The following is a 13115-nucleotide window of genomic DNA, read 5'->3' on the forward strand; positions in this document are numbered from 1 at the left end:
GGAGTTCCCCCTATTTCCAGTACGACTTGATGAATCCGCCGACCGCGCCTGCGGCGGCTCCCACAGCGGCGCCGACGCCGGTGCCCACCACGGGCACGATGGAGCCGACGACCGCGCCGATCGCGGCGCCCGTCGCGGCGCCCGCGATGGTGCCCGCGGCGACGCCCGTGGTGCGGCCGTAGCGCTCGGTGGCGGCGGCCTCGACCTTCCCGCCGACGTAGCCGCCCGCGACGAGGCCGCCGGCGGCGATGCCGGTGACGGGGTTCGCCGACAGCGCGAGCGCGCCGCTGGTCACGTTCACCGCCGCGTCGGCCTTCTCGGCGGTCGTGTGCGCGGTCGCGGCCTGGAAGACGCCCGCCGCCAGCGCCACCGGCCCGGCGACCTTGCCCACCACGCGCAGCGCCGGGGCCGCCGCGCGCAGCACCCGCGCCGCGCCGCCCGCGACCCTGGACCCGATGCCCGCGGCCTTGGCCGCCGTCGCGGCCTCGCCGCCGACGGCCGCGGCCTTGGTTCCGGTCGCCGCGACCTCCGCGGTCGCCGGTGCCGCCGCGGCGGCGCTCTCCCCGGCCCCGGCGGCGGCCTGCGCCGCCTTGGCGGCCGGAGCCTCGGCCTGGGCGGCGGTCTGGGCCGCCGCCTGCGCGGTCGCCTCGGCCGCCGCGCCGGTCTCGGCGGCCGTCGCCGCCACGGGCACCGCGCCGGGCACGGTCCGGCCGTTGACCGTCACCAGCTCGACCCCGTAGACGCCGTACTTCTGGCTGATCGTGCCGCCGCCGTACTTGATGTCGCCGATCTTCTCCGCGACCTCGGCCGTCAGTTGCTGGCCGACCGTCAGCGACCGGCCCTCCTTGACGGCCACGAGGTCCAGGTTGTGCGCGCCCTTCGGGCCGCCGGGGGTGCCGCCGATCTGCTGGATCTGTCCAGCGACCACCCGGACCTCGGAGTAGACCCGTTCGATACCGCGGAACGGAGACTCGGCCGCCTTCAGTCGCGCGAGAAGGTCGGTGGCCTTGGCGTGGGCCGCCGTGCCGAAGGGGCTCGCGCCACGTCTGGTGAAGTCGAGCGTCCGCTCGGCTCCGGCCTCGAATCCCGCCTGGTTGCGGATGAAGGTGAAGATGTCGTCGATGCTGTTCCCGCCGGGCGGCGTGCCCTGGTGGCCGGACGGGTCGGTGAGGCGGACGGGGTTGGCGGCGACGTACACGTACGGGGACGGCGCGTCCCGGGGCCCGGCGGGGTCGGGGCTGATCCAGCGGCCGAGCCACGGCGCGTAGAACCGGGCGCCGTGGTACTGGAGCCCGCTCTCCGGATCGCGTTCGCGTCCGGTGAACCGGTACCGCTTCGGGGCGGCCCGCGCGCCGGGCGACACGGCCTCGTAGGCCGTGCCGCCGTACGGGTGGTACTCCTCCCGGGTGAGGATCCGCCCGAACTGGTCGAGTTCGAGTGTCGGGGAGCCGAGGTGGTCGTCGAGTTGGTGGCGGACGAGCAGCGCCGGGCCCTCGTCGTCGCCGCGGGTGCGTTTCTCGATGAGCGCGACCCGGCGGTCTTCGTCCAGGACGTGCAGGGTCGTCCGTTCCAGCGTGACCGCGCCGTCGGGCGCGTACTCGCGGAACACCTCGAACGGGCCGAGGTAGAGGCGGTCGCGGACCCGGATGCGCTCGCCGTCCGGGCCGGGCCGGTCGGTGACCTTCCGGACCCGGGTGCCGGACGAGTCGTAGCACGACCAGGTGGCGTCGAGCAGCCCGCCGCCCGCGTCCGGCGGGCGGTGCGCCGTGCCGTGCAGGCGGTCCTCCGGGTCCCAGTCGAGGAACGCGAGGCCCGGGAGGGCGGTGGCGTTGCCGTGCCGGTCGTGGTCGAGGCGGTCGCCGTTCACCGCGCCGAGCCGGTTCCCGGGAACGCCGGGTTCGAGGAGGCTGTCCTGGTCGTAGCGGTAGGTCCGCGTCCAGCCGGGGGTGGCGGGGTCGGCCACCGCGTGGACGATGTCGAGGAGGTTCCCGGCGGGGTCATAGGCGTACCGCTCGGTGTAGCGGCTCATGGCGCCGCCGTCGTGCGGATGGAGCGGGGGCGGTCCGCCGCGGCGAGGGCCCGGCGGGCGGAGGCCGTGGGCCTGGGCGAGGTGCTCGCGCCCGGTCGCCTCGGCCAGCCGGTACAGGGCGTCGTAGCGGTACCGGCCGCCGGGCCGGACGACCTGGTTGCGGAAGAACAGTGTCTGCTCGGCCTCGTCGCGGACGGACGTCACGTTCCCGGACGGGTCGTAGACGTGCCACAGGTCTTGGAGCCGGTCGCCGTCCCGTTCGGTGACGATGCCGCGCAGAAGGAAGGTGTAAGGGTCGTAGGCGTAGTCGGTGCGGGCCCCGTTGCCGTGCTCGACCGTGACCCGCTGCCCCCGCGCGTTGTACTCCACGCCGGTGACGATGGGCACGGGGTCGCCGTCCGCGGGCCGGGTGTCGAGCCGTTCGAGCAGGCCCGCCGGGTTGTAGGCGGCGGTGATCGTGTCGCCGTCGGGGGCGGTGACGTGGACCGGGCGTTGCAGGGCGTCGAAGGCGACACGTCCGGTGTACCGCTCGGGTTCGAGTTCGACCGGGCCCGCCCAGTCGGGGGCCTCGCGGTAGTCGCGGACGACCTGCCGGGTCGCCTCGGCGAGGTTCCCTTCGGGGTCGTAGCGATCGTGCGTGACGACACCGGACCCGTCGTAGGTCCGGTGCATCTGGGTGCGCAGGTTGCGGGCGGCGGCGTCGGGGAGGTTCTCGCCGTACTCGACGCGCTGGTGTACGCGTTCACCGTCGATGCCGGGCCCGGCCACGAACGCCCGGACGGGACGGTGCAACGGGTCGTACTCGGTGCGGAACGTGTGACCGCGCGCCGTCCAGGACGCGCAGGCGGTGCCGAGGACGTCGTGCAGGACGAGCCCGGGCCCGGTGTCGATGCCCGCGCTGGAGATCACCGCGCCCGCCATGTCGTAGCCGATCCGGGTCACGGCGCGGCCCAGCGGATCGCGGATCTCCCGGGTGCGGCCCTGGACGTCCAGCCGGACCAGCGTCCGGTCGTACCGGTCGCCCGCCGATCCGTCGGCGCCGCGGTCGTGCCGGACGGTCAGGAACGAGCGGCCGAGCGGGTCGGACCAGGCGCGGTCGGGGGTGCCGCCGTGAGCGAGGGTCTGGACGGCGGCGTCCTTCTCGTCCTCGCCCAGCTCACCGGTGACGCGCGTCTCGTACCAGGTGCGCCAGGGCGTTCCGGCGGCGTCGAGCCCGTCGAGGTAGCGGCCGACGAGTCCACGGACGTCCGGGTCGGCGTCGGGACGCAGGGCGACCGTGTCGTTGGCGTCCCAGGTGATGAGCCGCCACGGATCGAACACGACCTTGGCGTAGGCGCCGTCCGGCCGCAGCGTGGCGACGGCCCTGCCGACCGGGTCGTAGAACACGATGTCGCTCACCCCGACCGTGCGGGCGAACTCGAACGCGTGGGTGTGGCTGAAGAACGGCTCGTACTCGCGGACCGGCAGGCCCTTGTTGTTGTGGATCGTCCATCCGGTGCCGCTCCACCGGGGGCGGCCGTCGGCGTCCGGCTCGGCCTGCGCCTTGTGCTGGGCCGCCCGTCCGGCGCCGTCGGAGTAGGTGATCATTTGAAGGAGGTCGGTGGGGGCGTCGGGTGGCCGGGCGGCCACGTGTTCGGTCCGGCTCAGCAGCGCCGTCGCGGGCGGCCTGGGGTCGGTGTCGTCGCGGGTGCGGTGGTAGGCGTCGGGGTCGTGGAGGGTGCGGCTCGTGGCCCGGCCGAGGAGCCGTTGCGCGAGGCCGGGCCGGTGCGGGTCGGCGAAGTAGGCGAGCAGGTCTTCGTCGGTGGGGTCGAGGTCGAGCCCGGCGACGGTGTCGCCGAGGTCGTCGCGGTCGTCGCCCGGTTTGCCGCGGACGGCGGTGGCGGTCAGCCGTCCCAGCGCGTCGTAGGCGGCCTCGGTGAGGTTGCCGTTGGCGTCGCAGGTGACCCGGGGCTGGAGGACCCGGTAGTCGTAACCGCCGGGCAGAACCCGGTCGCCGTCGCGCTCCCCGACGCTGACGACGTTGCCGACGGCGTCGGTGGTGGAGACGACGAGCAGGTCGTACGGGTCGTAGCGGAGCCGGGTCGTGGCCCCGAACGGGTCGACGAACGCGTGCGGCAGGTAGAAGCGGTCGGCGGGTGAGCCGCCGTCTTCGGGGGTGAACAGGACCCGGCCTGAGGGCGCCCACCAGGCTCCGTCGTCCCGCACATACCCCGCCGCGACCAGCCGGGCGGCGTCCACCCGGTCGCCGTACTCGGCGTCGAGGAGTTCGTCGGTGAGGATCTGCCGGACGGTCTCGTACGGCAGCGCCAGCGGTTCGATCGCGCCGAACGGCAGCGGGCCGCTCAGGTCGTCACGCGAGAACAGGGACCGTTCCCGCTCCAGGAGCCGCCGGGCGGGGCCGTCCGCGCCGATGTCGTCCCACGCGGTGACGGGCAGGTCGGCGGTGACGGCGTCGAGCGCGCCGCGCAGCTCGGCCTCGGTGAACCGGTCACCGGACGGCCGCCGCCCGACGACCTCGGTGACCTTCTTCTCGCAGGGCAACGGCGTCCGATAGGCGGTGTCGGTGTCGATCGCGTGCGTGTACCGCTGCTCGGTGACCAGCACGCGGGTGCGGGCCTGCTCGGCGCGGTCGGCGGCGGTGAGCACCGGATCGGGGTCGGGGTGCCGCCGCCCGTACGCCACCGCGACCGCGCGGAGCACGTCGCCGTACTCGCCGACGTCGAGGACGAACTCGTCCTGGACGCGGGGGTCGGCGACCTCGCGACCATCCACCCTGTACCTGACGCGTTCGTGGTGCTCCTCATGGGACTCGGTCAGGTAGGAGGTGAAGACGGCGGGACGGTGACCGTCCCCGCGCGGGGACCCGTGCCCCGCCTGCCGCAGCTCGACCGTGTACGCGTGCTCGACGACGCTGTACGGGCGGTCGCTCTCGGGGGTGCCGTCGAGGCCGTAGGTCTCCTGGCGGAGCAGACTTCCGCGCAGGACCCGCGCGGCCTGCCGCTCCTCGTCGGGGGTGAGCCGCGCCGGACGCGGCGGACCGCCGGGCTCGCGCACCAGGACTCGCGACGTGGCACCGCCCGGCGCTCCGGTGTGGAACCACGACCGGACGAGAACGGGAGCGATCACGGTGGCCGGGTCGTGGTTGCTCGCCGCCGCGCCGGACGGGACGAGGGCGCCGATCTCCTCGGTGTCCCACTGCTCGACCATGCCGAACCCGCCGAACTCGCGTTCGACGCCGTCGTAGTGGCCGTCGTGGTAGGCGTAACGGGTGGTGAACACGTTGCGGGAGACGGCGTCGCGGGTCTCGACCCGCTCCACGACATGCACCGGGAAGGGCAGCTTCGTGGGCCAGGGGCGGCCCGCCGCGCGGTCCGCCGTGGAGAACCTGGTGGACGTCGTGTAGGTGACGGTGGTCTCCGAGCCGAGGTTGTTGCGCGTCCCGGTCAGCAGGTAGGGCTTGCCCGCGCGCATCAGGTCGACGTAGCGGAGCGGCGCGGACCCGTCGCCGGGCAGCGGCGAGGACCACACGAGGCACAGGGTCCCGGTGCCGAGCAGGTCGACGGCGCCGACCTGGATCGCCGAGTCGATGCGCGGGAACCGGACGGGGATCTCCTCGGCGGGCGCCCATCCGTTGCCGGACCGGTTGGCGTACAGGCGGACACCGTCCGCGCCCAGGTAGATCAGGTCGCTGGTGCCCGACCCGTCGACGTCCGCGAGGATCACGCGCCGGGGGTCGAACGTGTCGGGACCGGTGGGCAGCGGCGCGCCGTCCATGACGATCCGCCGTCCGAACCGGCCGTGACCGAGGCTCGGCCAGTAGCTGACCTCGCCGTCGCGGACCCGCACCAGGTCGGCCAGGCCGTCGCCGGTCATGTCGGCGAACTGGACGGTCTCGACGGGATCGCTTGGATGGAGCCACCCGTCGGCGCGGCACGGCACGGCCGCTCGGATGGCCTCGTCGAAACCGTCTTCGCCGAGGGACCTGTGCCAGGTGAGGTCGTCGTCGCCGAGGACGAGGACGTCGGCGAGGCCGTCGCCGCTGAGGTCGACCAGCCGGGTCCGCGCGTCCTGCCAGTCGAGGACGGGACGGGAGCCGAACGGCCGCCATGACGTCCAGGTGCCGTCCGCGCGTTCGCTGAACCCCGGGACGGGCCCGTCGAACGCGACCAGGTCGAGGGTGCCGTCCCCGTCGAGGTCGAGCAGTTCGCGCCGCCCGCCGCCCAGCCCGGACGGCACGGGCCGCGTGTCGACGGCGCGCAGGGGGGCGAACCGGCCGGAACCGAGGTTCGCCTTGTAGAACAGGGCTCCGGCCTGCTCGGTGAGGATGCCCGGCAGCCCGTCGCCGTCGAGGTCGGTCCAGCGGTAGGCCGGGGTGGTGACCCCGGCGGGCAGGTTCTCGGTGTCGTCGAGGACGCGCACCTCGTCGCCGATCTCCGCGGGGGCGTAGGTGAACTCGACGGGAGGCATGGCGCGCGCCGTCCCGTTACGGAACCCGCGCCCGGTCACGGAGGCGAGGGTGGTCAGCCCGGACGGGCGCTGCACGTCGTAGGTCAGATCGAGCGACTGGACGAGCCCGTCCGCCCCGGGCTCGTCGGGGAAATGGTGCAGGAGCAGGACGCGGCGGCAGAGCCGGTACGTGCGGACCTCGAACCCGGAGCGGTACGACGAGAACGGGTCGGGGCGGCACGTCCAAGAGCGTTCTTCCTCGCCCGTGTCGCCGTGTTCCCCGTAGTCGAGGACGAGTTCGAACATCCAGTCTGTGGAGCGCCGCTCGTCCGGGGACAGCGGGATCAGGTTGCCGTACCGGACGCGTTTGAGATGGCGTGCCACGGTCCGAGCGGCGGGGTCGCGACCGTTCTCGTGGGGCGCCGTGACGTCGACGCCCGCCGCGTCCTCCGCCTTGTACTCGTAGCGGGTCGCGTTGCCGCGGCCGTCGAAGCTCGCGGAGGCGAGCCAGGTGAAGACGCGGGCGGGATCGGACGGGTCGGCGATCCGCTCGCCGGGTGTGCGACCGAAGACGGTGGTGACGTTGTCGCGGCCGGTGACGCGCCAGTGGATGTCGCCGGTGCCGTCGGTCCAGCGTTCGATCCGGGAGAACGCCTGGTCGGCCCGGGGACGGTACCGGCGGACGGCGTATCGGCGGCCCGCGCGTTCGACGCGGCGCGTGCCGGGCACCGGGACCAGGTCGTCGCCGCCGAGGAGTTGGAAGGTGTCCTCCTCGCCGGGCGGTCCGGAGTCGCGGTAGCGCGGGACGCCCCGGTCGGTCCGGCGGGTGACGGCGGGGACGTCGAGGCGCCAGCCGAGGCCGAAGACGCCGCCGCCCGCGCCCGAGTCGTAGCCGAGCGCGAGCGCCGGGGCGAATCCCTGGCGGGCCGGGCTGATCGGGATCGGGATCGTCAGTGTGCCGGTCCCGTTGGCGGGGTTGGCGGCGAACGTCTCGCCGAGGTCGCGGATCGCCCCGCCGCCCTTCGGCGTGGAGATCACCGGGGTGCGCGGCGGGCCCTCCGCACCGGATCGTCCCGTGTCGTCCGCGTCCGAACCGGCCCGCCATGGCGTCATCGCTTCTCCCCGGAAGTCGGCCGACCGATCCTTGACCGTCTACATAACAGGGAAGCAGAAGAGCCTTAATATGTCGCCGAAATTTCTTCGCTCAATGGTGTCCACAATTGGTCGATGCCATTTATATCGAAAAATGCGGATTTGATTGGGAAATGGCCGCTTGCTCAGTGTTCCGGGGCGCAGGTGAGGTCGGCGCCGGGGAGGCGGCCGGTGAGCCAGTAGGCGTTCACCCGGTCGCGGACGCAGGCGTTGGGATATCCGCGCTGGTACGGGGCGTGGACGAAGGCGTCCAGTGTGATCATCTTTGAGCCGCGCAGCAGCCGGTGCAGTGCCTGGTTGCTCTGGTATGTGGTGCGGGTGTCGCCGGTCGCGGCCACCATCAGCGCCGGAAGGTCCGTTCTAATCGTGGTCGGCGTTTCCGCGGGCCGGGTCGGCCAGTACGCGCAGGGCCCGATGTTGTGGCCCAGCGCGCCGAAGATCGGCGCGTCGGCCCGGTGCTTCCGGATGTCGCGCCAGTAGACGGCCGGGTCGCGGGGTGCGGCGACGTCCCCGCAGATGAGTGAGACCTGTCCGCTGCCGTCACGCGCGTCCTTGGCCGTCGGCGCCATCAGGTACGCGAGTTCGTCGGCCAGGTCGGGGGTGGGCGCGGCGGGACGTCCCGCCGCCGCCTCCCGCATCACCCGCACGGCCCCGGCGAGGGAGGCACGTGACGAGTCCTCGTCGGTGCCGAGGAAGTCGACCAGGACGACCGGCACCAGAGTGGCGTCCACCCGGTACCGACCTATTTTCAGCGGCCGTTCGCCGGACACCGCGTGGATGCGGCGCACCAGCTTGAGGATCTCGGCCCCGGTGTCGCCCAAGCCGTACTCGGCGTCGCGTTTCGCCGCCCATTCGGCCCAGGCGGCGAGCGCCTTCTCGTTGGCGTCCACTGCGGGCGCCAACAGGCGCGCCCCCCAGACGTCGGGGTCCATGGAGCTGTCCAGGAGGACGCGGTCGAGCCGTCCGGGGAACATCGTCGCGTACACCGCGCCGAGGTAGGTGCCGTACGACGCGCCGTTGTAGGACATCTTCCGCTCGCCGAGCACGCTTCGGACGACGTCCATGTCGCGGGCGATGTTGCGCGTGCTGATGTGCGGCAGCAACGCGCGGTTCGTCTTGGCGCACCGGTCCGCCAGGTCCTTGGCGAACCATGCGGATTTCTCGAAGGAACGGCGGGTCGTCCCGGCGCCCTTGATCCAGGTGCCGACCTTCCATCCGCAGTCGACCGGGGCGCTGCGCCCGAGCGATCTCGGGTCCATGCCGACCAGGTCGTAGCGCGGCCCGGCCGCCCCCATCACCTGCCGTATGTGGGGCGGCATGTCGAGGGACGGGCCGGGTCCGCCTCCGTTGATGAGCATCATGCCGAGCCGTCGCTGCCCACCGGACGCCTTCAGCCGCGAGATCGCGACCTTGATGGTGCGGCCGTCCGGCCGGGAGTAGTCCAGCGGGACGGTGACGTCCGCGCACCGGGCACCGGCCGCGTCCAGGTCCTTGCCGACCTGGTCGTCCGGGCCCAGCGTGCACGCCTTCCAGACGAGGCGCTGCTGGTGGAAGCGGCTCAGCGGCCCGGCCGGGGCGCCACCCGCGGACGGGCCCATCGACACCAGCGTCGTGGCGGCCACCGCGCCGCCGGTCATCAGCGCGGCGGCGGTGCGCAGCGTCGTCATGGTCGCTCCGTTCATCGCGGGTCGCACAGCGCGGTCTGGACGAGGTTCAACTCTTCGTCGAACGCCGCCTTGGTCGAGGGGTTCTCGTTGAAGGCGATGGCGACGCGGCGGCCGGACGGGGCGACACCCGAGATCGTGGTGAAGCCGTCGATGTCACCGGCGTGGCCCCACCACGTTCCGCCGCAGCGCAGCGGCGTGCCGATCAGCCCGAGCCCGTACGCGGCGCCGTCCCAGACACGGTCGGGGTCGAGGGCGACGGTCACCTTCATCTCCGCCGGCGACTTCGGCGGCAGCAGCCGTCCGCCGAGGAGCGCGTCGTAGAACACGCTCACGTCCCGCATGGTGGAGATCAACGCGCCGCCGGTCCAGGCCGTGGACGTGTTCATCTCGGTGTAGTCGTCCCAGCGGACCGCAGGACCGTCGTCGCGGTGAACGTCTTGGTGATGCTGCCGACCCGGAACCGCGGGTCGGCGTTCATCGGCCGTCCGGTGCGCCGGTCGGCGACCCCGCTCGTCGCCGTCCACGTTCCGCACCGCGGATCGTCCACGCGAACGGTCGCCCCGGTCAGGCCGTGGACGCCCGTCACCCGGTTTAAGACGTGCCGGACGGCGCCCCGATCGTCGCACCGGCGCGCCGGGCTCTCGGCCAGCGCGGGCGGGGCCGCGACCGTCCCTCCGATCGCGGCCGCGACCGCCAGCACCGCGACGGCACCTTGACGAAGGCTATGACTTCTCGCTGACTCCCCCGTGTCCATATCGGCGAATCTAGATCGTCGCCGACCCGGGCACACTGCGGGGATCACCCTGAGCGACCGTGGGGGCACCCCTATGGTGATCTTCGGGACACCCTCATCGACTTCGAGTGTCCGGTTCGGCTATGCGGCGGCGGGCGTCGCGGGCGCCTCGCGGGTCGTCGACGGCGAGCGCCGCGCGGAGCCGTTCGCCGTGGAACCACAGGGCCGTCCAGGGGTCCTCCCCGGCCGGGTCGCCGCGCAGGACGAGCCGGTCGGCGCCGTGGTGGTGGCCGACGTACTGGAGGCGGTGCCCGAGCTGGTCGGACCAGAAGTACGGCACCGGGTCGTAGGGTTCGGCGTGGCCGAGGAGGTTGCGGGCGGCGGTCCGGGCGGACGCCGCGGCGTGGTCCCAGTGCTCGACGCGGATCCGGGCGCCGAACAGCCGGGACGGCCACCGGACGATGTCCCCGGCCGCGTACACCGGGCCCGGCCCGGCGCGCAGGGTCGCGTCGGCCTCGACGGCGCCGTCCGGCGAAAGGGGGACGCCGCTTCCCAGGAGCCAGCCGGTGTCGGGCCGGGCGCCGATGCCCGTCACGACGATGTCGGCGTCCACACGGCCGCCGTCGGTGAGGCGGACGCCGCGCTCGTCCACGCCGTCGACGAGCGTTCTCAGCCGGAGATCGATCCCCTGCGCGGCGAACCACGGGACGAGGTGCTCGCCGAGCGCGGCGGGCAGCGCCCGCGCGAGGGGCGTGGGCGCGGCGTCGACGACGGTGACCTTCAGGTTCAGGGCGGCGGCCCGGGTGGCCACCTCGTTGCCGACCCAGCCCGCGCCGACGACCGCGACCGAGTCGGCCTCCCGCAGTGCCGCGCGCAGCCGCCGCGCGTCCTCGACCGTGCGCAGTTCGTGGACGGCGCGGGACGCCCCGGCCAGCCCGATGGGTGACGAGCCGGTCGCGAGGATGACGGCGTCGTGGCGGTGGGCGCCGCCGGTGCTCTCCACGGCGTCCGGGCGCAGCCGCAGGGCACGGCACCGTAGCCGCAGGTCGACGTCGAGGTCCGCGAGGTCGGTCGGGAGGGTGGTGTCGTCGACCGTCCCGGCCAGTAGTTCCTTCGACAGCGGCGGACGGTCGTAGGGCGGGTGCGGTTCCGCGGTGAGCAGGGTGATACCGCCGTCGTAGCCCGCCGCGCGCAGCGTCACGGCGGCGGTGTGCCCGGCGAGGCCGCCGCCGACGATGACGACGCGGCGCGGGGTGTCGCCGCTCATGACAGGTGCCGGGTCAGCGCGCGCAGGGTGCGTTCGCCCGCCGGGTCGTCGTCGGTGCAGCAGGGCAGGACGGCGATCTCGTCGACGTCGTAGGACGCGAGGCGTTCACCGACCGCCTCCTCGTCGCCGAGTGCCGCGATCGCGTGGACGAGTTCGTCCGGGACGGCCGCCAGCAGCTCACCGGGGTGCGGGCGACTCCGGGCGAACGCGACCACGTCCCCGAACCCGGCCTCCTCGAACATCTGGGCATAGCCGGGGGCGGCCAGGTAGCCGACGACGGCCCGGCGGACCTGCTCGCGGGCCTGGTCGCCTCCGTCCACGGCCACCGGGACTCACGCGGCGACGGGCGGCACCTCGACGTCGAGTTCGAGTGCCTCGGACAGCAGTGACGCGGCGAGCCGCCCGGCCGCCTCCGGCGTGACGAGGCTGACCACCATCCGGTCACCCTGCCGCGCGGCGACGCGGATCGCGGCCGGTCCGAACGCGGCGATGGTGATGGGCGCCGCGGGTGGGGGCAGCCGCAGCCGGTATCCGTGCGTGCGCAGCACCTTGCCCTCGAAGTCCGGGCGGTCGCCCGCGAGCAGGCGCCGGACCAGCCGCGCCGATTCCGCGAGGGCCTCCGGCGGGTTGCGCCGGTCGCGGCCGTGCCACTGCTCGACGACATGGGGGCTGGAGTTGCCGAGCGCCACCGCGACGGGACGGCCGGTGAGGTCCGCGAGCGACGCGACCCCCATCGCGATCATCACCGGGTCGCGGACCGCGACCGGCAGCGGCCCGGTCGTCAGCGCGATCGACCCGGTTCGCGCGGCGATCGCCGTCGCCAGCGCGAACGCGTCGTAGGTGGCCATCTCCCCGATCCACAGCTCCGGAAATCCGAGGGCGTCGGCGAGGACGGCCGTGTCCAGCGCCTCCCCCGGTGGCCTGTCCTGCCAGAGGCCGAGGGAGACCGACAGTCGTGCGGCCGGTCCGGTGGTCATCGGGCCGCCTCCGTCCGGGGGCGTCCGCCGCGAACCTCCAGGCCGCCGTCGCTGGGCAGCACCGTCCCGGTCATGAAACGGGAGTCGCGGGGGTCGGCGAGCAGGACGTACAGCCCGGCGTGGTCGTCCGCGTCGCTGACGAACCCGAGGGGGATGTGCCGGGCGATCCGTCCGAGCCGCTCGTCCAGGCGGTGACCTGCGCTGCCGAGCGCGTCCAGCCCGGCCAGGGCCGTGCGGGTGGCGCCCGGGGCCACGCCGTTCACCCGGATCTCGGGCGCCAGTTCGTGGGCGAGCTGCCGGATCAAACCGATGACCGCGTGCTTGGACGCGACGTACAGCGTCCCGCCGCCGCCCGCGTACAGGCCGCTGGACGACACGGTGAAGATGAGCGTGCCGCCGGTCAGGCGGAGCGCGGGCAGCGCCGCGTGCGCACCGAGCATCGGGCCGAGCACGTTCGTGCGGAACAGTTCGTCGAACGCGCCGGTGAGCCGGAAGCCGTCCATGTCCTCGAAGGACGCCGCGTAGTCGTAGACGCCCGCGTTGGCGACGTAGGCGTCGAGGCGGCCGAACGCGTCCAGGGTCCGGGCGACGGACGCGGCGTGGGCGTCCGCCGCCCGGACGTCGCCGACCTCGACCGTGACCAGGTCGCCGTGGTCGCGGGTGAGCGCGGCGGCCCGCCCGGCATCGCGTTCCAGGACGCCGACACGGGCGCCCTCGGCGACGTAGCGGTCGACGACCGCGCGGCCGATGCCGCTGCCGCCGCCGGTCACCAGCGCCACCCGGCCGTCGAGCCGACCGGGCGGCCCGGCGGGTCGTTGCTGTGCCGTCATTCCAGTCGCCGTCC

General features: G+C 73.8%; 8 protein-coding genes. All 8 read right to left on the minus strand.

Features of this window, described 5'->3' with window-relative positions:
• Window positions 1–10: 10 nt before the first annotated feature.
• Complete coding sequence (locus D0T12_RS30185) at window positions 11–7588, minus strand: SpvB/TcaC N-terminal domain-containing protein (RefSeq protein WP_117403881.1); 7578 nt, start codon at window positions 7586–7588, stop codon at window positions 11–13.
• A 164-nt stretch (window positions 7589–7752) separates the two neighbouring features.
• Window positions 7753–9294, minus strand: coding sequence for an alpha/beta fold hydrolase (locus tag D0T12_RS30190; protein ID WP_117403882.1), 1542 nt, complete (start codon window positions 9292–9294; stop codon window positions 7753–7755).
• A gap of 11 nt (window positions 9295–9305) precedes the next feature.
• Entirely contained in the window at window positions 9306–9680 is a 375-nt protein-coding gene (locus D0T12_RS30195; protein WP_233526365.1) for a serine hydrolase, read from the minus strand.
• Window positions 9677–9994, minus strand: coding sequence for a beta-lactamase family protein (locus tag D0T12_RS36815; RefSeq protein WP_233526366.1), 318 nt, complete (start codon window positions 9992–9994; stop codon window positions 9677–9679). The genes D0T12_RS30195 and D0T12_RS36815 overlap by 4 nt, the downstream gene beginning before the upstream one ends.
• Before the next feature lie 148 nt (window positions 9995–10142).
• Window positions 10143–11294 (minus strand): NAD(P)/FAD-dependent oxidoreductase, encoded by a 1152-nt coding sequence (locus D0T12_RS30200; protein WP_117403883.1) that lies wholly within the window; start codon window positions 11292–11294, stop codon window positions 10143–10145.
• Complete coding sequence (locus tag D0T12_RS36820) at window positions 11291–11620, minus strand: LLM class oxidoreductase (protein WP_233526367.1); 330 nt, start codon at window positions 11618–11620, stop codon at window positions 11291–11293. Before D0T12_RS36820 ends, D0T12_RS30200 begins: the two co-directional genes overlap by 4 nt.
• A 6-nt stretch (window positions 11621–11626) precedes the next feature.
• Complete coding sequence (locus D0T12_RS30205; protein ID WP_233526368.1) at window positions 11627–12271, minus strand: LLM class F420-dependent oxidoreductase; 645 nt, start codon at window positions 12269–12271, stop codon at window positions 11627–11629.
• Window positions 12268–13101, minus strand: a complete 834-nt coding sequence (gene hcaB / locus D0T12_RS30210) for a 3-(cis-5,6-dihydroxycyclohexa-1,3-dien-1-yl)propanoate dehydrogenase (RefSeq protein WP_117403884.1) — start codon at window positions 13099–13101, stop codon at window positions 12268–12270. The genes D0T12_RS30205 and hcaB overlap by 4 nt, the downstream gene beginning before the upstream one ends.
• Window positions 13102–13115: the final 14 nt, after the last annotated feature.

The organism is Actinomadura spongiicola (assembly GCF_003432485.1).
GTDB classification, from domain to species: Bacteria; Actinomycetota; Actinomycetes; order Streptosporangiales; family Streptosporangiaceae; genus Spirillospora; species Spirillospora spongiicola.